The sequence below is a fragment of the Jeotgalicoccus halotolerans genome (assembly GCF_003387165.1).
Classification (GTDB): Bacteria; Bacillota; Bacilli; order Staphylococcales; family Salinicoccaceae; genus Jeotgalicoccus; species Jeotgalicoccus halotolerans.
The window spans coordinates 464,033-487,283 of the sequence record NZ_QUMW01000009.1 but is presented as its reverse complement, the minus strand read 5'-3'; the positions used below and the strand labels follow the sequence as shown (position 1 = coordinate 487,283).

Sequence of the window (23,251 nt, the reverse complement as noted above, 5' to 3'; positions counted from 1 at the left end):
ACAATTTTGAAGGGAGATTTTTAATTATGGCTTTTGAATTACCAAAATTACCATATGCTTATGATGCTTTAGAACCTCATATCGACAAAGAAACGATGGAGATTCACCACACTAAGCATCATAACACTTATGTAACAAAATTAAACGACGCAGTTAAAGGTACTGATCTCGAGTCTAAATCGATCGAAGAAATTGTTAAAAACCTAGACGCTGTACCAGAAAACATCAAGACTGCGGTACGTAACAACGGTGGGGGACACCTTAACCACTCAATCTTCTGGGAACTGCTTTCTCCAGAGAAAAAAGAATTATCAGGTGAATTAAAAGAAGCAATTGAATCTGCTTTCGGTTCAGTTGACAAATTTAAAGAAGAATTTGAAGCAGCAGCAGCTGGCCGTTTCGGTTCAGGCTGGGCATGGCTTGTAGTTAACAATGGTAAATTAGAAATTACAAGTACTCCAAACCAGGACAACCCTGTATCTGAAGGTAAAACTCCAGTATTCGGAGTCGACGTTTGGGAACATGCTTACTACCTTAAATACCAAAACAAACGCCCTGAATATTTAAGTGCGATTTGGAATGTAGTAAACTGGGACAAAGTTAACGAATTATATCAGGCTGCTAAATAATACAGCATTGAAAGACGGGGATGTCTCCCCGTCTTTTTTTATTTTAGTATACCGGGTCTAAAATATGTTAAAATGATGTGGACTTTATAAAAGGGTTTGATGCAGGTTGAAACGGGCAAAAATTAAAAGCTTGGATGCTATAAATAAACAGGTGCTGAAGTCGCGTATAAATATTATTATGCTTATAATTTTTATATTATTTTTAATTCTTATTATACGTCTCGGCTACCTGCAGATTGTTCTCGGTGATACATATCAGGAACAGGTTGAAAATGCGCAGTATGTAGAAATTAATCAGAGTGTGCCGCGCGGGGAGATTTACGATCGAAACGGCAATCTTCTTGTCGGCAATACTGCCGAGAAGGCTGTTTATTTTACCAGACACAGAAATATGTCAAATTTCGAAATAATGGACGTTGCAGAAACACTCAGTACATATATAGATATGGATACTGAAAGTTTATCGCTGCGCGATAAACAGGATTACATTATTAACAATTATCCGAAAGAGCTGTCGGCAATAATGCCTGAGCAGGTTACACTGCTTGAAAACGGCGGGATTTCCCAAAATGATTTTAATGAAGATGCTTATAACATAATCGATGAAGAATTTGCAGATTCGGTGTTAAGTGACGAGGATTTAAATATTATTGCTGTATATGTAGAAATGGTATCAGCAAGTGAACTTAATCCTGTAATTATTAAGAGTGAAGATGTTACTGAAGAAGAGTTCGCCAAAGTTAATGAAGACTTGGATCAGCTGACAGGGATTTCGACCGGCCTCGACTGGCAGCGCGACTATCCTTACGATTCGGCACTTCGTACAGTGCTCGGTGAAGTATCGACGAACGATGAAGGACTGCCGAGAGAACTCGTTGAATATTACCAGGCGCTCGGTTACTCGCGCAACGATAGAGTAGGAAAATCCTATCTTGAGTTCCAGTACGAAGACGTTCTCCGCGGTAAAAAACCGCAGGTGAAATATACGACGGATAAGTCCGGCAGAGTGACCGGTGAGGAAACGATTAAAGAAGGGAAAGCCGGAGACGACTTGTATCTGACTATAGATATTGAGCTGCAGCTCGAACTTGAAAAAATCGCAGAACATCATTTAACAGGAATCAGGGAACTGGCTGAGGAAATTGTTGCGAGGGACGAAAACAGCGGTGATATCGACTATACTATTATTCCGGAATATATCGATACCGTACAGCTGGTCGTCCAGGATCCGAATAATGGTGATATTCTCGCCATGGTCGGAAAACATATTAATGAAGACGGCGATATCGTTGATTACGATTACGGTACGCTGACTGCAACATACGTGCCCGGTTCATCCGTCAAGGGGGCCACTGTTGCTACAGGCTATCAGGAGGATGTTCTCGAAGTCGGAGAAACACTAATTGACGAGCCGATGACATTTTCCGGCACAGATACTGTCAGTTCCTTCTTTAACCGGAATGATCAGGTGCCGGTCGATGACCAGCGCGCGCTTATGGTGTCTTCAAACACTTACATGTTTAAAATCGCCCTCGCGATTATGGGCGAGGAGTACAGTGCGAACATGCCGCTGCCGACCGATGTAACCGCAGCCGGCTACGCGCTCAGGAACGGACTGAACCAGTTCGGTCTCGGTGTGTCGACAGGCATTGACCTGCCGAACGAAGCTCGGGGTCTGGCACCGCAGCTGACGAACCCGATGAACTATCTGTACTTAAGTATCGGCCAGTATGACACGTATTCAGCTCTGCAGCTGTCACAGTATATGTCGACATTTGCAGCAGATGGCAAACGCGTGCAGCAGCATCTCGCAAAAGAAATACGCGGCAGTGATGCAAATGATAAAGGTCCCATATTAAAATCCTACGGTACCAATGTGCTGAATACAATTCCGATTTCAGACAGTGAACTGTCCCAGATACAAGCAGGCTTCTACGATGTGTTTAACACGCACGATCAGGGGAGAGATATGTATGGAACGGGGTGGGACGCCTACCATGAACTTGAACCGAAAGCTGCTGGGAAAACAGGTACAGCCGAGAGTTTCAGAGACGGAGATTCTGTTTTAAATCAGACTTATCTCGGATATGCGCCTTACGATAATCCGGATATGGCATTCTCCATCATCTTCCCGACTATGCCGAGTACAGTGCCGTTTTTCCCGGCTCAGTTCATGGGCCAGGATGTTATACAGAAATATTATGAAATTTATTACGGGCAAGCGGAAGAATCGCTGTATAATTATGATGCTTCTGACTTTTATTCAAAGCTGGAATATGGACAATATTGATTATTTTTTAAGATCTTAATCCCCGGATTAAGGTCTTTTTTTCATATTTACATAAACTTAACAATTCATTAATTTTACATTTACAATGGTCCGCTAGAATAAGTATGTAAGATAAATTACTAGACAATTAACTGGAGGAATTTTAGCTATGAAGAAGAATTTATTTCTTGCTGCGCTGTTAATGAGCTTAATGTTCATTCTGGCGGCTTGTTCTGATTCAGGATCAGAAGAAGATACTGGCAGCGAAGATGCTTCAACTGAAGAAGGTACCGAAGAAAGCACAGACGAAGAAAATACTGAAGATGCAAGTTCAGAATCGGGGTCATCTGCAGACGTTACAGGTAATGTAAACGAAGATGACGACCAGATTGCCGGTGAAGGTTCATCTACGGTATTCCCTATACTTAATCTTTTAGTTGAAGACTTTAACGCTGACCACGGTGTTGCTGTTGAACTCGGCGGTAACGGTACCGGTTCAGGTTTCAGTGCACTGATCGAAGGTACTGCACAATTTGCTAACGCATCACGCGGTATCAAGCAGGAAGAAATCGATGCTCTTGAAGACGGAGGCATTGAATGGACAGAATTCCTAGTAGCTACTGACGGTTTGACTGTTGCAGTTAACCCGGCTAACGACTTTGTAGAAGATTTAACATTCGACGAACTCAAAATGATTTACTCAGGCGAAGCTGAGAATTGGTCTGACGTTCGCGAAGACTTCCCTGAAGAGCCGATTACTGCATATGGACCGGACCAGTCACACGGTACACACGACTTCTTTAACGAAGAAGTAATGGATGAAGAAGGTGTTCAGGGTCAGCTGATCCAGGATACCAACCAGGTTGTTTCATCTGTCGTCGGAGATCAGAATGCAATCGGATTCTTCGGTTACAGCTTCTACCAGGAAAACCAGGATTCATTAAAACCGGTTTCGATTACAGGTCCTGACAGCGAAGAAGCTGTTGAGCCTTCATTCGAAAACGTAATGGATTTCTCTTACCCATTATCCCGTCCGCTTTACATTTATGCTGACAATACTGCAATGGAAGACAACGAGACATTCCACACATTCCTGGAATACACACTTAAGAACTCGCAGTCTGCTGCAGAAGAAGTTGGATATGTACCACTTGAAGACGAAGCGCTTGAAGAGGAACTTTCTAAACTTCCAAACCTGGAACAATAAGAAGATAAAATCTTATAACAGATGGACGGGGAGGCTTTTATCCCGTCCATTTTTAAAGTAAAGAGAGGCTTATGATGAGCAGTAAAAATATCAGAGAACAAATCATTAAAAATACAAGAAATAAATCCAGTGTGTTCGAGAGAATGATTCCAGTCATTTTACTGTTAATAACTTCAATCTCCATTCTCGCTACTATTGGTATTCTGTACACGTTACTTTCAGAGTCATTTGAGTTTTTCTCCCGGGTGCCTATTACTGAATTCCTGACTTCAGCTACATGGCAGCCTTACGTCGGTGACGGGGAGTGGGGAATATGGGCACTCATTATGGGTACGCTTAAAATTGTAGTCATTGCAGTTATTTTCGCTGTGCCGATCGGCCTTGGCGCTGCTGTCTACTTGAGTGAATACGCAACTGAAAGAGTCAGACGTATTATTAAACCTATTTTAGAAGTGCTTGCGGGTATTCCGACAGTAGTTTACGGTTTCTTTGCAATTAATTTTGTCAACCCTATCCTCCAGGGTATATATAGCGGTTTTGGTTTATACAATGCAGTTTCTGCCGGGATAGTAGTCGGTATTATGATTATCCCGATGATCGCAAGTTTAAGTGAAGATGCTATGAGTTCAGTGCCAAGAGATATGAGAGAAGGTTCGCTCGGTATGGGTGCAACGCGCTTCGAAACGGCAGTCCGGGTAGTTATCCCGGCAGCTTTTTCCGGAATTATCGCTTCATTTGTACTGGCAATTTCACGCGCTATTGGTGAAACAATGATCGTTTCCATCGCGGCCGGTTCAACACCGAATGCAAGTTTTGATGTCACAGAGCCCCTGCAGACGATGACAGGGTTTATCGTTCAGATCACTTCCGGAGATTCCGCTTTCGGCACTGACTTATATTACAGCCTGTTTGCGGTCGGTATGACGCTGTTCGTTATGACTCTCTTAATGAACGTTATTGCATCGTGGTTTACGAAGAAATTTAAGGAGGAGTACTAATAATGACGTTGATAGATAAAGATATTATTGCAGGAAAACGTTCCGGCAGACAATCTAAAAACCAAATTTTTAAATGGCTATTCTTCCTGTGTACGATGTTCGGTCTCGCAGTCCTGATTATGCTGATTACAGACACGCTGATGGATGGCTGGGACCGGCTGAATATGGATTTCTTAACGAGCTTTAACTCCAGCAGAGCTCAGAATGCAGGTTTCTTCGGTGCTATAGTCGGTTCACTCTGGCTGATGCTCGTGACCACACCGGTTGCTATCATTTTGTCAGTCGGCACAGCTTTATATTTAGAAGAATATGCACCAAAAAATAAATTTACAGATTTCATAAAAATAAATATATCAAATCTCGCAGGAGTACCTTCAGTCGTCTTCGGTCTCCTCGGTCTTGCAATGTTCGTGAGGGCACTTGCGCTAGGCAACTCTGTCCTTGCGGCAGGTCTGACGCTCGCTTTAATGATTCTGCCCGTGATTGTTGTTGCATCACAGGAAGCAATACGCGCAGTACCTGCCTCAGTCCGGGAAGCTTCAATCGGCATGGGTGCCACTAAATGGCAGACAGTCTCAAGAATCATCTTGCCGGCGGCAATCCCCGGTATTATCACGGGTATTATTTTAGCTATTTCACGTGCTATCGGGGAAACAGCACCCCTCGTAGTTATTGGAGTGCCAACGACGCTGCTCGTAACACCTAACAGCATATTCGATTCATTCCAGGCAATGCCGATGCAGATTTACAGCTGGGTTAAAATGCCGAATGAAGAATTCCAGTATATCGCAGCAGCAGGAATTATCGTTCTTCTGGTCATCCTGCTGCTGATGAACTCAGTCGCAATCTTTATCCGCAATAAGTTTTCGAAAAGATATTAATTTTTAAGAGGAGTTTTATAAATGGCAGAATTAAACAGTGTTAAAACTAAAGTAAACATCGGTACTCAGGCAGCGGACGCAAAAAGACAAACAATCATTCAGGAAGATAAAGAAATTGTTTTTCAGTCTAACAACTTTAATCTCTGGTACGGTGACAACCATGCACTTCAGGATATTAATTTAACTTTCCACGAAAACGACATCAATGCTATCATCGGACCGTCAGGCTGCGGTAAATCGACTTTTGTTAAATCTTTAAACCGTATGACGGAACTAGTGCCTATTGTCCGTACAGAAGGTGATATCCAGTTCCGGGGGGATGATATTTTCACGAGCGGCATGTCCGTGGAAGAATTAAGAACACGGGTCGGCATGGTTTTCCAAAAACCGAACCCTTTCCCTAAATCAATTTATGATAATGTGGCTTACGGTCCGCGTGTTCACGGTATTAAAAAGAAATCTGTTCTCGATGAAGTAGTAGAGAAATCACTCCGCAGCGCATCGATTTGGGACGAAGTCAAAGACCGTCTTAATGACAATGCATACGGCTTATCAGGCGGACAGCAGCAGCGTATATGTATCGCACGTGCACTCGCAGTAGAGCCTGAGGTTATTTTAATGGATGAGCCGACAAGTGCTCTCGATCCGATTTCAACAACTAAAATTGAGGATTTAATGCAGGAACTTAAAAAAGATTACAGTATCATTATCGTGACGCATAACATGCAGCAGGCTGCACGGGTATCCGGCAGAACTTCTTTCTTCTACCAGGGCTACGTCGTTGAATCAGATGATACGAATGTGATTTTTGAGAATCCTTCTGATAAACGTACAGAAGATTACGTTTCAGGCAGATTCGGCTAAAAATGACTGTCTATCGTGAAAAATTCCAGGAAGAACTGGACGCATTGATTGGCGAATGTATAAAACTTGGGGAAGAATGTCATAAAAGACTTGCGGGAACTGTGGAAGTACTTCTTGCAGATGATATCGAAGATGCACGGAAAGTCGTCCGCAATGATGCTGAGATTAATAAAATGGAAGCTGACGTAAATGCTCATGCGATTAATTTAATTACTACACAGCAGCCTGTTGCCACGGACTTAAGAACGATTATTTCCTGCATTAAAATTGCTGATAATCTCGAACGGATAGGGGATAATATAAGTAATGTGGCAGAAGTCCGAAAGCGTATTAAAATTACAAATGAACGGACGCTCCTCCGTTTTAAAACAATGGAACGTCTGGCGTCATTAATGCTGGAAGACGTTTACACCGCCTTTAAAAAATCGGATCTTGATCTGCTCGATGAAATTATTTTAAGAGACCAGGATATCGATGCGGTATTCGTTCAGATTACCACTTCGGATATTTTTGAAGAGTCCGATGCTTTTTTAACAGGTCAGATACAGCTGACCGCAAAATATCTTGAACGTATCGGCGATCACATTAAAAGTATTGCGGAACACATTTACTATATTCACACCGGCGACCCATATGAAAAATACAAGAGCGAATAAGAACAGCCTCCAGTAATTCTGGAGGTTTTTTCTATATTCATATAGAATAACTGTAAGAAAGAAATAAATAGTGAGGGGTTATTAATATGTCTAAAAAAGAGTTGCGCCAAAATATGATCAGCACTTTAAAATCTATGGACAAAGATGCCAAATCAAAAGCTGAAGACAGCATTACAGCGCACGCTAAAGATTTTATTCAAAAGCATGCTTTTAAAAGTGTGGGGATAGTCCTGCCGATGAAAATAGAATACGATACCTGGAAATTAATTGATGAACTGCTTGACTCAGGTATTGAGGTATACTCCCCGCAGTGTCATTACGATGACAAATCGATGACTTTCCACCGCCTGACGTCAAAAGAAGAAGTCACGCTTGATGAGAAAAATATTCCGATTCCAAATCCCGAAGCACCGGTCAACAACGATGTGGACCTGCTGATTGTACCGGGGCTGATATTCAGCACGGACGGATACCGGATCGGTTACGGCGGGGGCTTTTACGACCGTTTCCTGACGAGTTTTAAAGGCAGTACGGCTTCTTTAATCTTCAGCGAACAGCTGGGAGAGACTATCGTCATGGAACATGACCTGCCTGTCGATACGCTGATTACCGACAAAGAGATATTGAGTGTAAAAGCAGTGAGAGAACATGAAGAATAAATGGCAGGCAGCATTTGAAGTTGCGAAATATACAAACTATGATTTTCTTCATTATGACCAGGATACAGACATGATTTGGCTGAAAGACCGCAAAAAGAAAACACTGCTGTGCCTTTTGGATATGGATTTATCCGATCGTGAACTGGAGTCGATTACTGATAACATCTTCAACTCCGCGGATAATCTTTCAGCAATTGCAGGTTTTCCTGTTAAGACAATTAACCTGTACCATTTAACTGAAAAAAAATTCACGCGCAAGTTTAAGTCGAAAACATTGAGAGTCAATCACAGAACAGTCAGTAATCTCGAGAAAATTATATCAAATCCATTTTATAAAATTGATATGAAATATAAAAAACCGAAAGATGATGCATTTTATAAGCGAAGATTAATGTCGCGCCATCCTTTTGAAAAGTATATGATTAAATTTACACCGATGACGCTCTTGTTCGTAACATTAAATACCATTGTCCTGTTAATTAATTTGATATTTGTTCATCTGTTTAATACTTATGGATTGACCAATCTTCTCGCAGTCAGCCATTACGAAGTTGCATCCGGTGAATATTACCGGCTGGTTACGAGCACCTTTTTGCACGTCGGAGTCAGTCATTTTCTTTTTAATATTTTTGCGCTGTATATACTCGGCAAATTCGTTGAAGGAATATATACACCGTGGCATCTGCTGATAACTTATCTTGCAGCAGGTGCGATTTCGAGTCTTTTTTCTCTCGTATTTATTACAGAAGGAATTTCCCTCGGAGCGAGCGGGGCGGTTTACGGTCTGCTCGGTTTAATCATTGTACATTTATTAATTACGAGAAAAATCAAAGCAAAACTGCTTATCCAGATTATCGCAGTATTCGCAGCAGTTTCAGTCTTATCGATGTTTGTAGCAAATGTTAACCATTATGCACATATCGGCGGTCTGATTACAGGCGTACTCCTCGGGGTAATATTTAATTTCCGCCGTGTTAAATTAAAATATACGATTATTGCTGCGGCAGTGCTGATTTTATTCACCATGTTCAGCCATTACGGCATGAACCGGCAGACATCGATTCATCCTATGGACGACGAAGCGCTGTACTATTATGAAAAAGGCGATTACGACGCCGCGCTTGAAGTTGTTAATAATTCGATTAACAAAGATGCGGCAACAGATATGACTTACTATTTACTCGGAAAGCTGTATTTAGAAGCAGGAAACGAGGAAAAAGGCCAGCAGTACGTCGATCAAAGCTATGAGATGGATCCGTCCAATGAACTTGCGGCAAAAGAAAAAATACTCGAGTTCCGCAAGAATCAGGACTATGACAATATGAATGCAGCCATAGACAAACTGGAAACACCAGTCGAAGATGAGGAACTGCAGATTTTAATTGATGAAGCGAATTAATATATAGAAAAGCATTAAAGAGGCTGATAACGGCCTCTTTTTTTATGTTTTCAAGAAGTATATTAATTATATGTATAATTATACTTGATTATGTAATTTTATGATGTTAGTATTTAAATTATCAATTAATTAAAAAAACTTATGAGGTGACATATATGGCACAGAAAAAAGTAGTATTAGCATATTCAGGCGGATTGGACACAAGCGTAACGATTCAGTGGTTTATCGATAAAGGTTTTGATGTAGTAGCGGTATGTCTTGATGTCGGTGAAGGCAAAGATCTTGAACAGGTTCATGACAAAGCACTAAAAATGGGTGCCAGCGAATGTCACATCATAAATACACAAAAAGAATATGCAGAAGAATTCGTTGCATATACAATTTACGGCAACTCGATGTACGAAGAGAAATACCCTCTCGTATCTGCACTCAGCCGTCCGTTAATTTCTAAGAAACTTGTGGAAATTGCACACGAGACAAATGCCGATTACGTTGCACACGGCTGTACAGGTAAAGGGAATGACCAGGTGCGTTTCGAAGTGGCTATTAAATCACTCGATCCGTCAATCAAAGTACTCGCACCTGTCCGTGAATGGACATGGTCAAGAGAAGAGGAAATCGAATACGCGAAAGAGCATAATATTCCAATTCCTATCGATCTTGATTCTCCATATTCTGTCGACCAGAATCTGTGGGGCAGAAGCAACGAATGCGGTATCCTTGAAGATCCTTGGGCAGCACCGCCGGAAGATGCCTACGATCTTACTGTAAATATTAAAGATGCTCCGGAGGAGGCTGAAGAATTATTAATCAGTTATGACAAAGGACTGCCGGTCGCTATCAATAACGAGAAGTTCGAACTGCATGAATTAATCCTGCATTTAAACGAAGTCGCGGGCAAACACGGCATCGGCAGAATCGACCATGTAGAAAACAGACTGGTGGGCATTAAATCAAGAGAGATTTACGAAACACCGGCGGCAAAAGTAATTTTAACTGCTAAACACGATTTGGAAACGATTACTTTAACGAAAGATATCGCTCATTTTAAACCGGTAATTGAACAGAAATATACAGAACAGGTTTACAACGGCTTATGGTTTACACCATTATCCGAAACGCTGAGAGCGACTCTGAAAGATATGCAGCAGCCGGTCAGCGGTGATGTGCGTGTTGAATTATATAAAGGAAACGTCACTGTTACAGGACGCAAATCTGAAAACAGTCTTTACAATGAGAAACTGGCAACTTATACGAAAGAAGACGCCTTCAATCAGGAAGCATCTGTCGGCTTCATAGAAATCTTCGGACTGCCTACTAAAGTGAAAGCGATGCTTGAACAGGGAGTTGCTGTGGATGAGTAAAAAAGCCTGGGGCGGCAGATTCCAGGAGGATTCAATTTCATGGGTGGAAGAGTTTAATGCTTCCATCCATTTTGATAAAGTCCTGATTGAAGAGGATATTAACGGCAGTATTGCACATGCTAATATGCTCGCAGCCCAAAATATTATTACCGAAGAAGAAAACAGCCTGATTAAAGATGGATTGATGAGCATCTTAGATGACTACAACAATAATAAACTGGTCTTCAGCGTATCAGAGGAAGATATTCATATGAATGTCGAAGCAAAACTGATTGAGAAAATCGGCGCAGCAGGCGGCAAACTGCATACAGCCAGAAGCAGGAATGATCAGGTTGCGACAGATATGCATTTATACGTTAAAAAAGAAGTTAAGACAGTTATTGAGAGTATTGAATTGCTGCAGCAGACAATTATCGAACTTGCAGAAAATCACATCGGTGTCATTATGCCCGGCTACACTCATCTGCAGCGTGCCCAGCCGATTTTATTCTCTCATCATATACTGACCTACTTTTGGATGCTGGAACGTGACAAATCTCGTTTTAACGATGCTTTAAAACGTATTGACGTTTCTCCATTAGGTGCAGGAGCAATCAGCGGCACAACGTTTAATATCGATCGTTTCCAGACGAAAGACGAGCTCGGTTTTTCAGGTATATACCACAACAGCATGGATGCGGTGAGCGACAGGGACTACATCGTTGAAACGCTGGCGAATATTTCGCTTTCGATGGTGCATTTATCGAGATTATCTGAAGAATTGATTTTCTGGACGACGGATGAAGCGAATTTCGTCACGCTGAGCGATGCGTTTACGACGGGCTCTTCGATGATGCCGCAGAAGAAAAATCCCGATATGGCCGAACTGATCCGCGGAAAAAGCGGACGGACTGCAGGGCATCTCATGTCTATGCTGATGCTCTTAAAAGGGCTGCCGCTGACGTATAACAAGGATATGCAGGAAGACAAGGAAGGCCTGTTTGATTCACTGACAACCATAAAGGGCTCCCTTAAAATTATGAATGGCATGCTTGAAACATTGACGATTAACGAAGAAGTGCTGGAAGAAGCTGTAACCGAAGATTTTTCCAATGCAACGGAACTCGCGGATTATCTAGTTGCTAAAGGCATTCCTTTTAGGGACTCTCATGAAATTGTCGGAAAACTGGTACTGTCATGCATTAATAAAGGGATTTATCTTAAAGATCTGCCGCTGCCGGAATTTAAAGCAGCCAGCAATGTAATCGAAGAAGATATCTACAGCATCTTGTCGCCTCAAGTTGTCGTCAATAGAAGAATCAGCTACGGATCAACAGGTACAGAGTCTGTTAAACAGCAGCTGGAAGTCGCTAAAAATCATATGTAACATTAAAATACTCCTTCTGGGAAATCCAGAAGGAGTATTTCTTTTTCGTTATTCATTAATTAACCGAGATCCGGATAGCCGAATGTAAATATAGTTGCAAGCGCCCAAAGTCCAAAGACCAGAACTGTTATTGCACTGAATGCGGCAGCCAGGATGTTTTTAGCTTTCATCGAGTTTAAAAGCCCGATAATTCCAAATACTGCAACTAAGCCCATTAAAATTGCAAGAGCATTAACTCCGATTCTAATAGTCAGTCCACCAATACTAAATAATTCTCCTGTATCGAAGAAAGGCATTATATTGACCCCCTAATCTTTCTCTTTAAACAATCACTTAACAATATTGTATAATTAATATATAGTTTTGTCGAGAACATTTTGGAGAGTGATTATTAATGAAAATTACAAGATTGCCTTTAGGGGCTTTATCAACAAACTGTTATATTGTGAGCAATGGAGAAAGCGTACTGGTAGTAGATCCGTCGGCGGAAGCAAATGTAATTACCGGTAAATTGAAAGATATCGGACTGCCTGTGGACGGCATCCTTTTAACTCATACGCACTACGATCATTTTGGAGCACTGGATGAAGTTCAGGAATTTACAGATGCTGAAGTCTATATGTCGGATATCGAAACAGACTGGCTGACAGACACCTCTAAAAACGGCTCAGTCCGCTTTACTGAGGAGATTACTTCATCAGTGAGCCCAAATATCCTAAAAGAAGGCCCGGCAGCTGTAGGGGCCTTTAAATTCGATGTGATTCATACACCAGGACATTCCCCCGGATCGCTGAGCTATAAATTTGAAGATTTTGTTATTTCCGGCGATGTCTTATTTAACAAAGGAGTGGGGCGCACAGATCTTTATGGCGGCAGCACACCTGAACTGATGCATTCTATCAGGGAAAAACTGTACAAGCTCGCTCCGGAAACAACTGTTTATGCAGGACATAATGTACCCACAACCATCGGAGATGAAAAAGAGAATAATCCCTACGTGCGTTAATAGGCAGCAGCCAAATAAAAAGAGCAGGAACACCGGTGTGTTCCTGCTCTTTTTTTAATTAATGCTGGTTTCCAAAAGATGGTTCCAGTAAGAATGTTGTGTAATATGTAAAGCCGACAAAGAACAGAATCAAGTAGGCAGCAAATACGTACAAGTACATTCTTTCAGTTAATTTCATATAGCCTAGTAAGACAAAAAGTCCTGTCTGTGCAACGAAGAATAATGACATTGTTACCATATCTCCGATATAGAACAGAATGGCAAACATCGCTGTCCAGAACCCAATCATTTTAAATACTTTATCCATGTGTTACATCCTCCCACCTGAATAATTTTACATATCATTAAATTCAATTATAGATAATACAACGGCTAATGTAAATAGTAATTACATTTATTTTGATGTAAATAAATTCCAAAACTATGTAATTTTGTGTAAAAAGTAAACCAGTTTTGCTATTTTTGTGTTTAAGTAACTTTTTTAAAAGGAAATCGCACTTTTGGCCTATATATAGGGTAGGAGGTGTTTTTTTTTGAAAAGCTTGGCAGAAACATTAATTAAGGATGCATATGACAGCGGCGCAAGTGATATTCACATTACGTTCGAAAAAACTGAAGGATCGGTAAAAAAACGTATCCGCGGAAAGATGGTAGCCGTCCGCACCCTGGAACTCGATATGCTGAAACGGCTGATTAACTATTTGAAGTTCATTGCGGAACTGGATATTAACGAGCACAAGGTGCCCCAGAGCGGCCGGACGAGTTTTTATATCGGGGATTTGCAGTGCAATATCCGAGTCAGTACACTTCCGCTCACAATTATGAAAGAAATTGTAGTCATCAGACTGCTGAACACAAGTGCAGCAAAATCTTCCGAAAGTCTTTTTTATAAAGACGAAGATTACAAATTTCTCGCTTCGCACATGAAGCTGTCACAAGGGCTGATTCTCTTTACAGGGCCTACAGGGTCGGGGAAAAGTACAGTTATGTACAGACTCGCAACAGATGCCGCAAAAGACGGTACCAGACAGATTATCAGTATTGAAGATCCGGTGGAATTTGATATCAGCGGACTGGTCCAGGTCGAAATTAACGATAAAGCGAATCTGAGTTATGCGCCTCTTATCCGGGGAGTACTCCGGTGCGACCCGGACATCATTATGTTCGGTGAAATCAGGGACAAAATCATCGCAGAAGAGCTGCTGAAAACAAGTCTTTCAGGACATTTGGTGCTGAGCACTTTTCACAGCAAAAGTGCTCTCAGTACGCTGACCCGGCTGAAAGATTACGGTCTCTACAAAGAAGAGATGGCAGAAAGTATTTCACTCATTGTCAACCAGCGGCTGATTCATACTGAAGCAGGCTCGTTTATCGTGTATGAACATCTTGACAAAGAGATGATACGGAAGCATTTAAACGGCAGGACAGTAACGTATCCGACTATCCAGGATAAGCTCATCGAGCTGCACAGGGAAGGAGCGCTGACGGATGAAGAATATAAACATTACAATCGGTCCTTCCAGTAAACTCGGCAAATACGATGCTCATTTTTTAATCAAACTCGCCGGTCTTTTAAGGAACGGTTTTACGATGCAGCAAGCATTAACCTTCTTAACCGAACAGTACGAGGTCATTAAAGAGCCGGATAGAAGAAAGCTCTTAGAATTGATTGACAGCGGTGCATCGCTGAGCGCCGTCTTGAAATATCTCGGCTTCTCTAAATCGATTATTATGCAGGTATCATTCGCTGAAATACACGGTGAGATCATTTCAAATCTTGAACAGTCGGGGGAATATTTAAACACGCGCCGGCAGACAACGCAGCAGCTGGCTAAAACACTGCAGTATCCTCTCGTGCTCGTTGCAGTATTCATCATTATGCTCGTGCTGCTGAATTACACAGTAATACCGCAGTTTAATGAGCTGTACAGCGCAATGCAGGCAGATAAGACGATACTCGTCAGCATGCTCACGCTCATATTAAATTATCTGCCGTATGCGGCTTTCAGTATTTTAGGGACGGCGGTTCTTATACTCTTCGTAATACTGCTGATACTGAATTTGAAAAATACAAAGCTCGCTGCAAAGCTTCTGCTCGGTATACCTGTCGTTAAAACTTATTTTAAATATTATGTCACCTACCGCTTCTCGCGCGAGTTCGGCTACTTTTTAAATAACGGTCTCGAAGTGAAAGAAATTATACTGCTGTTTAAAACGCAGACAATCAACCGTTATTTAAGCCTCGCTGCAGAAACGATAGAAGAGCAGCTTCTTTTCGGCACATCGCTCGGGGAGGCGATAGAAGAGCTGGACATGCTCGATAAACGGCTCGCGGTATTTGTCAATCACGGCGAGTACAACAGCAATGTTGGACAGGAACTGATTATTTACAGCGAATACTCTCTAGAAAATATCATTATTAAAGTTGAAAGCTTAACGAAAAAAATCCAGCCCGTCATATTTTTAATTCTCGGGCTTCTGATTGTCTGTTTATATTTAGTCATCGTATTACCGATATTCAATATGCTCAGTTCGATAAAATAGGAGGAAAATATTATGAGAAAAACAATCAACCGTAAATTTAAAAACAGGGAAGAAGGCTTTACACTGATTGAAATGCTGCTGGTCCTGCTCGTTATCTCCGTGCTGATTATACTTATTATTCCGAACATCGCCGCCCAGAGCAGAAACGTGCAGGACACGGGCTGTGAGGCGCAGGTGCGCATGGTCCAGAGCCAGATTGAAGCTTATACGCTGAACGAAGGCGGAACACCTGCAACAATTCAAGATCTTGTACCTGACTATTTAACAGCTGAACAGGTCAGCTGCCAAAACGGCGATACAATTACGATAAATAATGGCGAAGCCACGAGACAGTAGCGGCTTTACCATGATGGAAATGATGCTGACTTTGATGATTGTCAGTATCATTTTATCGATATCCCTGCCGCATCTACCTGTATACCGGCAGCACGATCTTGCGGATGAAATCGAAAATATCAGCTATGTATTCCAAGGCGCCCAAATGAATGCACTGGCAAAACAAGAGTCATATACAGTATTTATGGAATATAATAACCAGTCTATTACAGTACGCGATAAAGCACGCACTGTTATTTCACATTATGAGCTGCATGCATGCCGGCTCGAAGATTTCGGCATGAAGCAGTTTTCCTACAGGACGAGCGGAGATACGAGTGCTTTTGGCACAGTGTATTTATCATGCGGAGAGAAAAACGTTAAATTTATTTTTCAAATATTGAAAGGGAGGTTCCGTATTGAACAATGAAGGCTTTCTTCTCTACGACAGCATGCTTGCACTTTTAATATTTACAGTCATCGTTCTGATGCTGCCTGGTCTTATAGACATTTCCGTTCTCGACGGAGACAGCATGGCACAGCTGAAATTTTACCGCGAACTATATACTTTAAGCAGCCGGTATGATTCCTCCGCCGATTATATCAGTAAGGCTGCAGAACTATTTAACAAAGCGGAGGTGCCATGTGATGAACGGCTCAAAAAAATATGCAGCTGACGGTTTTACCTTTATGGAAATGCTGCTGTCGCTTATGACTGCAGCACTGATTATGGCAGTCATGCCAGCGGTGATAGCTTTGTTTCAAACACTCGAGCTGCAAGAGGATTACTACGACACTGATATCTTCACACTGGATATTATGGAGACATATAAGTCCTCCCGAAAAATTGAAGCTGCCGGCACAGCTGTTCACTTTACAACTGACAGAGGAAAGATTACCTACAGATATTCCAACGGCAGAATTATTAAAAGTATCGAAGACGAGGGGTTTGTTACTTTAATGTTTAATATCGAGGAATTTATTACTGCTGAAACAAAAGAAGCGGTAAGTCTGGAGCTGAAAGGAGCAGCCGATGAGACATTTATCTTCAAAAAATGACGGATTTTTCAGCCTGTCAGTCTACTTTTTACTTATATATTTAATCGGAGTATACTATCATTACTATAATAGGTTTCAGCTGGTGCTGGATATCCGTATGAATTTAATTGAAATTTATATTTCAAGAATTGATCAAATAATAAATTAGGTGAATGATAATATGATATTAATCGGTTTTATGGGGTGCGGCAAAACGACAATCGCACATGAACTCGGCTTACAGTTAAATAAAAAAACAATAGACCTTGATGATGTGATTCCAAAAATTGCGGGACAGCCGATTCCGGAAATTTTTGCGGCTGAAGGAGAAGCGGCATTCAGAGAATACGAATTTCAGGCGCTTCAGTCGATATTGAAAGAAAATGCTATTATTGCCACAGGCGGCGGAGTCGTTACTTATGAAAAATCATATGCGCTGCTGAAAGAACTGACAGACATCCCGGTATTTTTCTTAAACGCACCGTTCGATGATCTGTACAGCCGGATTCAGAAAGATGATAACCGTCCGCTGGGCAATCAGGATATTGAAAAAGTCCGGGGACTTTACAATTCGAGACTGGATAAATATTCAGCGCTTGCTGACAGGGAAATCAGCACTTCAAAGACTGTTGCAGATACAGCAGCTGAAATCATAAACTATATAGATGATGGGAACTTTAAAGCCTAAGTGTTCAGCTTGCCATTTTAAATAAATTATGAGTATAATGAATACGGATTCACAAGACAGTTACGGATGAATAATACTGGAGAGAACGCGTTCAGCGTCGCCGAAGGAGCAAGCCCCTGCGGGGTGAATCTCTCAGGCAAAAGGACAGTGTTGCGACGTAATCCTGAAGATTATTTCAACAGGACAGCGATTATTCACTGTCCTGTTTTATTTATTTGAGGAGGAAATTATAATGAGTGAGTTAAAAAGAACACCTTTAAATGAGTACTACCACGAACACGGTGCTAAACTGGTCGATTTTGGCGGCTGGGAAATGCCCGTTCAATTCTCAAGCATCAAAGAAGAACATACAGCAGTAAGAGAAGATGTCGGTATTTTTGATGTCAGTCACATGGGAGAAATCCGTGTTACAGGCAGCGAGGCTGAAGAATTCTTAAACTATGCACTGACTAACGATGTTACAAAGTTAACAGATGTAAAAGCTCAATACACTACAATCGCTAACGAAAAAGGCGGGGTCATTGACGACCTTGTTATATACAAGCTCGCTGAAAATGATTACCTGCTGATTCCAAACGCAGGCAATACTGAAAGCGACTTCGCTTGGCTTAAAGCTATCGAAGGATACGATGCAGTTGTGGAAAACGTATCAGCAGACTACGGTCAGCTTGCAGTGCAGGGACCGAGTGCAAGAGCACTGGTACAGAAATTCACAGAAACTGATTTATCCGGCCTTAAAATGTTCAACTTCGTAACTGACGTTCAGGTAGACGGCAAAGATGTAATTATTTCACAGAGCGGATACACAGGAGAAGACGGATTTGAACTTTACTGCAAACCGGAAGATACAGTGGACCTGTGGAAACTGTTTGTAGACAACGGCGCTCTCGAGTGCGGACTCGGCGCCCGTGATACACTGCGTCTTGAAGCGGGACTTCCGCTTCACGGCCAGGATCTGTCACCTGAAATTACACCACTTGAAGCACGTATTGGATTTGCTGTGAAAGTGGATAAGGGCGACTTTATCGGTCAGCCGGCCTTAAAAGAACAAAAAGAAAATGGTGCACCGCGCCGTCTGTCGGGCTTTGAAATTACGGGCAAAGGAATCGCGCGTACAGACTATGAAGTTTATGACACCGAAGGAAACAAAGTAGGGTACGTAACAAGCGGAACGCAGTCACCGACAACGAAACGTTCAATCGGTTTCGCTTTAGTTGATACTGATTTTTATGAACTGGATAAAGAATTCATAATCAAAGTGCGGAATAAAGATGTGCCTGCAAAATTCGTTAAAACACCATTCCACAAAAACTAAATGATTAATTATTTTAAAAGCCTGCAGCTTGATGCTGCAGGCTTTTTTTGTCTGATACTTTTACATTGTCCCGACGTAATCTGTTCGTTTGGACGAATAACTCAAAATACTCAGAAAAACCAAAAAAGACGTCTGATCTCGGCCGTTCAGGCGTCTCCTTGTTATTTTAACGGTTTTTAGATTTAATTTTACCTGTCCATTTAGCAATTCCCTGCTTTAGAACATTGATGTCCTTATGGCCGTCTTTTTTCAGCATACGGGCCGCGCGCAAAGCAGTACGTCCGTTCTGATCATATAAGTAAACCGGCTTATCTTTTCTGATGCCGCCTTTTTTTAACTGGAATGACGATATCGGCATATTTCTCGCTCCGAGTATATGGCCGTGTTCAAATTTTTCCTTCTCGCGTAAATCAATCAGCTGCACTTTGCGCAAATCCTGATTGAATTCTGTCTCAGACAGCATATTCACGCCTCTCATACTTAAAAATGCATTTATCACCAATGCGATGATGACAACTGCCAGAATAATTAAAGCAATAATCCAGCTTTCCACTTAAAAACCTCTCCTTATATATGTGTATTATTTTCTCCGCTGTTTCCGCCTTGCTTTGCGTAATGCTTTTTTATATTTTCTCTGATCTTCAGTTAAGATAAAGAAATAATAAATGCCGTATAAAATTGCAGCTATCACTAAAAGAAAAATTAATGAATTGACAATCATACCGAGCACGAGATCAAGATTCATCAGAAGCCCGATTGCTGCAACAATCAAAACGATAATCACCAAAGCTCTTTTCACTTTTTATCACTCCCTAAAAGATGGTTGAATGAATGTATTGCAACTTCAACCTGGTCGTTCTCCGGCTGTTTTGTCGTTAAATACTGCAGCCACAAGCCCGGCAGCCCGAGATACTTCAGCACGGGCACCTCTCTCAGTTTGTTCGTCAGCTGCAGCACTTCAAAAGAAAGCCCGAGGACGACGGGTATCAGCAGAATTCTGTTGATTACTCTCACGTAAAGCGGATCGACGGGAACAAACATGTAAACGATGAAACCGACCAGTACGGTAAACAGTACAAAGGAACTTCCGCACCGGTAGTGCAGTCTCGACTGTGCCTGAACGTTTTCAACCGTCAGCGGCTTATCTTCTTCGAAGCAGTTAATGACTTTGTGTTCAGCACCGTGGTACTGGAACAGTCTTTTTACCATAGGTGTCAGCGACAACAAATAGATATACCCCAGCAGTATAATCAGCTTAATCAGTGTTTCAAGGGCTACCTGTCCGAATTTCCCAGTAATCACACCGGAAAATACTTCCGCGACAAACACCGGTACCAGTGTCAGCACAAATTTACCGATCAAAAAGGTAAGTATACCGATAATCACAGTGGAAAACACCACTTTCGCTGTATTTTGCGAATTTTTTTCTTCTGCTATTTTATAGTCTTCCGCCGGATTCCGGTCGTATCGGTCTGTTGCAAAGTCCATATGTTTCATGCCGAATACACTGGCTTCGAGTATCGCAACATTCCCGCGGAGAAGCGGAATTTTTTTCAGTTTGGCCAAAAGCGGCTTATCCGGCCGCGGCATATCGAAATAGTCGATTTCTCCATTTGTCCGCCGGATGGCTGTCGACATATGGGTTTTTGACTGGAACATGACGCCTTCAGGCACTGCCTGGCCGCCGTATATCGGTTTAGTCATAGGCTTCATTCTTTCTACAAGTATTCTGTCGCCGACTGAAGCCTTTCAATAGCTTCGTTAAGCAGCTCATCATCTTCAGCGGCCAGTGCATCCGCAATCTGGTTTACAGCTTCAGTAATTTCTTCATTGGCGAGTACAACATTGGAATGTTCGCGTTCAAGCACATCGGTAAGTTCCAGTTCACCGACAGCAGCCTCATACTTCTCGACAGTATCCGCTACAGCGTCTCTGGTTTTTACAACATCTCCTGTATTGAGCTGCTCGCCGTTCCGGTAGGCAGTAATATGTTCGTCCATTTTATTCAGATTTTCAGTAATCCCGCCAGCATATTCCGTGACGGTCTCCACATATTTTTCGACATTGGGATTATCCCGGTCGCGTTCGAAATTTACAATCTGCGTATCGAGGTTTTCCAAATGCAGAGCCAGCTGCTGATTGCGCACCTGTTCAGTCTGCAGCAGTCCCTCCAGTTCACTCTTGTACTCCTCCTGTTCAATAAGAGTCTCTTCCGGTGAACTGTTTGAACATCCCGCAGCCAGTAATATTAGTATCGTTGCAGATAATCTAAGTTTCATCGCACATTCTCCTATATTTCATTAGACTATTTTAACATGTTAGCGTTAAAATATAAAAAGAAAATGAAATAGATATTAATTTCATGTAAAATGATAATGGAGAGGTGACGGAGAAATGATTAAATTTGATAAAGTACAGCAGTTGTTGGAGAGAGAAAAACTTGATGCATTACTTGTAATGAGCAGTTACAACAGACGGTATTTAAGTAATTTTACCGGAACGAGCGGGGCACTTGTTATTACACCGGAGAGAAGATACTTAATATCCGACTTCAGGTATAAAGCACAAGGAGCTGAACAGGCCGAGGCCTTCGAATTTGTACTGCAGCAAGGAAGCCTGATTGATTTCATCGCATCATTTATGGAATCGAAAAACATTAAACGTATTGGTTTCGAAGGGGAACACGTAAACTACAATACATACAGTAAGATTAAAGACGATTTTGAAGTGGTGCCGTTAACAGGCGAAGTAGAAAAAATCCGCTTAATTAAAACAGAAGAAGAAGTGGACTTAATTCAGAAAGCATGTGAAATTGCAGACCAGTCTTACGAATATATTTTAACTTATGTCAAAGAAGGCATGACTGAAATGGAAGTTAAAAATGAGCTTGAAGCGCATATGACCAAACTTGGAGCAAGCGGGCCAAGTTTTGATACGATAGTTGCAAGCGGTCACAGAGGAGCACTGCCTCACGGTGTTGCTTCTGATAAAGTGATTGAATCCGGAGATATGGTAACACTGGATTTCGGTGCCTACTATAAAGGATATGCATCCGATATTACACGTACTTTCGGTGTCGGTTCTGTCTCTCCGGAAATGGAAGAAATATACAACGTCGTCCTGGAAGCTCAGCTGAAGTCGCTCGAAGAAATTAAAGCGGGCATGACCGGCAGCGAAGCAGATGCAGTAGCAAGAGACGTTATCAAGAGCTACGGCTACGGTGAAAACTTCGGCCACTCACTCGGCCACGGCTTCGGTCTCGAAGTTCACGAATTGCCAGGCCTTGCACAAAAAAGTACAATGACTCTAGAGCCTGGGATGTGCGTGACTATAGAACCGGGTATTTATGTAGACGGTCTTGGCGGCGTGCGTATCGAGGATGATACAATTGTCACTGAAACCGGACTTAAAAAATTAACACACAGCAGTAAAAAACTGTTTATCGTATAAGACGGACAGATTATTAGGAGGAAAATCATGATTTCAGTAAACGATTTTAAAACTGGTCTTACAGTAGAAGTAGACGGCGGTATCTGGAGAGTTTTAGACTTCCAGCACGTTAAGCCTGGGAAAGGCGCGGCTTTCGTCCGCAGTAAATTAAAAAACCTGCGTACAGGCGCAACACAGGAAAAAACTTTCAGAGCAGGAGAAAAAGTCGGCAGAGCTCAGATCGACAACCATAAAATGCAATATCTGTATGCGGATGGCGATAGCTACGTGTTCATGGATAACAACACTTACGAACAGCTTGAAATTCCGGGCAGCCAGCTGGAATATGAATTAAAATTCCTGAAAGAAAATATGCCGGTCGCAATTATGATGTATGAAGGCGAGACACTCGGAGTAGAACTTCCGAAAACTGTTGAGCTTGAAGTTATCGAAACAGAACCGGGAATCAAAGGCGACACTGCGAGCGGTGCGTCTAAATCAGCAACACTTGAAACAGGGGTTACTCTGCAAGTGCCTTTATTTGTTAACCAGGGCGATATGCTCGTTGTTAACACTGAAGAAGGATCTTACGTTTCAAGAGCGTAGTCATTTTAAGAGCAGTCG

At 41.9% G+C, this 23,251-nt stretch carries 28 protein-coding genes and 1 riboswitch; of the genes, 22 read left to right on the top strand and 6 right to left on the bottom strand.

Features of this window, described 5'->3' with window-relative positions:
* The first annotated feature begins 26 nt into the window (after positions 1-26).
* The 11 genes from DFR63_RS03685 to argH all read left to right on the top strand — a co-directional run bounded on the left by DFR63_RS03685 (position 27) and on the right by argH (position 12,292).
* A complete protein-coding gene (locus DFR63_RS03685; protein ID WP_115884382.1) occupies positions 27-629 on the top strand; it encodes a superoxide dismutase in 603 nt (200 codons plus the stop codon).
* A gap of 106 nt (positions 630-735) precedes the next feature.
* Positions 736-2,919, top strand: coding sequence for a peptidoglycan D,D-transpeptidase FtsI family protein (locus DFR63_RS03680; protein WP_170133373.1), 2,184 nt, complete (start codon positions 736-738; stop codon positions 2,917-2,919).
* 148 nt (positions 2,920-3,067) lie between these two features.
* Positions 3,068-4,105, top strand: a complete 1,038-nt coding sequence (locus DFR63_RS03675; RefSeq protein ID WP_115884381.1) for a phosphate ABC transporter substrate-binding protein PstS family protein — start codon at positions 3,068-3,070, stop codon at positions 4,103-4,105.
* A gap of 71 nt (positions 4,106-4,176) precedes the next feature.
* Complete coding sequence (gene pstC / locus DFR63_RS03670; protein WP_115884380.1) at positions 4,177-5,103, top strand: phosphate ABC transporter permease subunit PstC; 927 nt, start codon at positions 4,177-4,179, stop codon at positions 5,101-5,103.
* Positions 5,104-5,105: 2 nt separating this feature from the next.
* Complete coding sequence (gene pstA, locus DFR63_RS03665; protein WP_115884379.1) at positions 5,106-5,984, top strand: phosphate ABC transporter permease PstA; 879 nt, start codon at positions 5,106-5,108, stop codon at positions 5,982-5,984.
* Between the two features lie 21 nt (positions 5,985-6,005).
* Positions 6,006-6,848 carry a phosphate ABC transporter ATP-binding protein PstB gene (pstB, locus tag DFR63_RS03660; RefSeq protein WP_115884378.1) on the top strand — a complete coding sequence of 281 codons (843 nt, stop codon included), beginning with the start codon at positions 6,006-6,008 and terminating at the stop codon, positions 6,846-6,848.
* A gap of 2 nt (positions 6,849-6,850) precedes the next feature.
* Complete coding sequence (gene phoU, locus DFR63_RS03655; protein ID WP_115884377.1) at positions 6,851-7,504, top strand: phosphate signaling complex protein PhoU; 654 nt, start codon at positions 6,851-6,853, stop codon at positions 7,502-7,504.
* An 86-nt stretch (positions 7,505-7,590) separates the two neighbouring features.
* Positions 7,591-8,163, top strand: a complete 573-nt coding sequence (locus DFR63_RS03650; RefSeq protein ID WP_115884376.1) for a 5-formyltetrahydrofolate cyclo-ligase — start codon at positions 7,591-7,593, stop codon at positions 8,161-8,163.
* Positions 8,153-9,562, top strand: coding sequence for a rhomboid family intramembrane serine protease (locus DFR63_RS03645; RefSeq protein WP_115884375.1), 1,410 nt, complete (start codon positions 8,153-8,155; stop codon positions 9,560-9,562). The genes DFR63_RS03650 and DFR63_RS03645 overlap by 11 nt, the downstream gene beginning before the upstream one ends.
* Positions 9,563-9,717: 155 nt before the next feature.
* Entirely contained in the window at positions 9,718-10,926 is a 1,209-nt protein-coding gene (locus tag DFR63_RS03640) for an argininosuccinate synthase (protein ID WP_115884374.1), read from the top strand.
* Positions 10,919-12,292 carry an argininosuccinate lyase gene (gene argH / locus DFR63_RS03635; protein WP_115884373.1) on the top strand — a complete coding sequence of 458 codons (1,374 nt, stop codon included), beginning with the start codon at positions 10,919-10,921 and terminating at the stop codon, positions 12,290-12,292. Before DFR63_RS03640 ends, argH begins: the two co-directional genes overlap by 8 nt.
* 59 nt (positions 12,293-12,351) lie before the next feature.
* Here the strand turns inward: argH and DFR63_RS03630 are convergent, their stop codons facing one another.
* Positions 12,352-12,588: a DUF2759 family protein gene (locus tag DFR63_RS03630; protein WP_115884372.1), complete on the bottom strand. Its 237-nt coding sequence runs from the start codon at positions 12,586-12,588 to the stop codon at positions 12,352-12,354.
* A 98-nt stretch (positions 12,589-12,686) separates the two neighbouring features.
* On the opposite strand from DFR63_RS03630, the gene DFR63_RS03625 reads away from it, so the two are divergent.
* On the top strand, positions 12,687-13,298 hold the full coding sequence (locus DFR63_RS03625; RefSeq protein WP_115884371.1) for an MBL fold metallo-hydrolase: 612 nt from the start codon (positions 12,687-12,689) through the stop codon (positions 13,296-13,298).
* Positions 13,299-13,356: 58 nt separating this feature from the next.
* Here DFR63_RS03625 and DFR63_RS03620 read toward each other — a convergent pair whose 3' ends face one another.
* The gene (locus DFR63_RS03620) at positions 13,357-13,605 is read right to left on the bottom strand and encodes a DUF2626 family protein (RefSeq protein WP_115884370.1); all 249 of its coding nucleotides are present in this window, start codon (positions 13,603-13,605) and stop codon (positions 13,357-13,359) included.
* A 226-nt stretch (positions 13,606-13,831) separates the two neighbouring features.
* Between DFR63_RS03620 and DFR63_RS03615 the strand changes: the two genes are divergently transcribed.
* The 8 genes from DFR63_RS03615 to gcvT all read left to right on the top strand — a co-directional run bounded on the left by DFR63_RS03615 (position 13,832) and on the right by gcvT (position 19,198).
* Positions 13,832-14,824, top strand: a complete 993-nt coding sequence (locus DFR63_RS03615; protein WP_115884369.1) for an ATPase, T2SS/T4P/T4SS family — start codon at positions 13,832-13,834, stop codon at positions 14,822-14,824.
* Positions 14,787-15,842 (top strand): competence type IV pilus assembly protein ComGB, encoded by a 1,056-nt coding sequence (gene comGB, locus DFR63_RS03610; RefSeq protein WP_115884368.1) that lies wholly within the window; start codon positions 14,787-14,789, stop codon positions 15,840-15,842. Before DFR63_RS03615 ends, comGB begins: the two co-directional genes overlap by 38 nt.
* Before the next feature lie 12 nt (positions 15,843-15,854).
* Positions 15,855-16,178: a competence type IV pilus major pilin ComGC gene (comGC, locus tag DFR63_RS03605; protein ID WP_115884367.1), complete on the top strand. Its 324-nt coding sequence runs from the start codon at positions 15,855-15,857 to the stop codon at positions 16,176-16,178.
* The gene (locus DFR63_RS03600) at positions 16,156-16,587 is read left to right on the top strand and encodes a prepilin-type N-terminal cleavage/methylation domain-containing protein (RefSeq protein WP_115884366.1); all 432 of its coding nucleotides are present in this window, start codon (positions 16,156-16,158) and stop codon (positions 16,585-16,587) included. Before comGC ends, DFR63_RS03600 begins: the two co-directional genes overlap by 23 nt.
* A complete protein-coding gene (locus tag DFR63_RS11720; protein WP_162842268.1) occupies positions 16,577-16,834 on the top strand; it encodes a hypothetical protein in 258 nt (85 codons plus the stop codon). The genes DFR63_RS03600 and DFR63_RS11720 overlap by 11 nt, the downstream gene beginning before the upstream one ends.
* Positions 16,806-17,216 (top strand): competence type IV pilus minor pilin ComGF, encoded by a 411-nt coding sequence (locus tag DFR63_RS03595; protein ID WP_162842267.1) that lies wholly within the window; start codon positions 16,806-16,808, stop codon positions 17,214-17,216. The genes DFR63_RS11720 and DFR63_RS03595 overlap by 29 nt, the downstream gene beginning before the upstream one ends.
* Positions 17,217-17,376: 160 nt before the next feature.
* Positions 17,377-17,883, top strand: a complete 507-nt coding sequence (locus DFR63_RS03590) for a shikimate kinase (RefSeq protein ID WP_115884364.1) — start codon at positions 17,377-17,379, stop codon at positions 17,881-17,883.
* Between the two features lie 66 nt (positions 17,884-17,949).
* A riboswitch (glycine riboswitch) is annotated at positions 17,950-18,041 on the top strand.
* Between the two features lie 71 nt (positions 18,042-18,112).
* Entirely contained in the window at positions 18,113-19,198 is a 1,086-nt protein-coding gene (gene gcvT, locus DFR63_RS03585) for a glycine cleavage system aminomethyltransferase GcvT (protein ID WP_115884757.1), read from the top strand.
* A 166-nt stretch (positions 19,199-19,364) separates the two neighbouring features.
* Here the strand turns inward: gcvT and DFR63_RS03580 are convergent, their stop codons facing one another.
* Genes DFR63_RS03580 through DFR63_RS03565 form a run of 4 tightly spaced genes read right to left on the bottom strand, consistent with a single transcriptional unit; the run spans position 19,365 to position 21,477 of the window.
* Entirely contained in the window at positions 19,365-19,751 is a 387-nt protein-coding gene (locus DFR63_RS03580; RefSeq protein WP_245954122.1) for a rhodanese-like domain-containing protein, read from the bottom strand.
* A gap of 27 nt (positions 19,752-19,778) precedes the next feature.
* Complete coding sequence (locus DFR63_RS03575; protein ID WP_115884363.1) at positions 19,779-19,997, bottom strand: SA1362 family protein; 219 nt, start codon at positions 19,995-19,997, stop codon at positions 19,779-19,781.
* On the bottom strand, positions 19,994-20,911 hold the full coding sequence (locus DFR63_RS03570; protein ID WP_245954121.1) for a DUF1385 domain-containing protein: 918 nt from the start codon (positions 20,909-20,911) through the stop codon (positions 19,994-19,996). The genes DFR63_RS03575 and DFR63_RS03570 overlap by 4 nt, the downstream gene beginning before the upstream one ends.
* 5 nt (positions 20,912-20,916) lie before the next feature.
* Positions 20,917-21,477, bottom strand: coding sequence for a hypothetical protein (locus DFR63_RS03565; RefSeq protein ID WP_115884361.1), 561 nt, complete (start codon positions 21,475-21,477; stop codon positions 20,917-20,919).
* 115 nt (positions 21,478-21,592) lie between these two features.
* Between DFR63_RS03565 and DFR63_RS03560 the strand changes: the two genes are divergently transcribed.
* On the top strand, positions 21,593-22,648 hold the full coding sequence (locus DFR63_RS03560) for a M24 family metallopeptidase (protein WP_115884360.1): 1,056 nt from the start codon (positions 21,593-21,595) through the stop codon (positions 22,646-22,648).
* Positions 22,649-22,675: 27 nt separating this feature from the next.
* Complete coding sequence (gene efp / locus DFR63_RS03555) at positions 22,676-23,233, top strand: elongation factor P (protein WP_115884359.1); 558 nt, start codon at positions 22,676-22,678, stop codon at positions 23,231-23,233.
* Positions 23,234-23,251 lie beyond the last annotated feature (18 nt).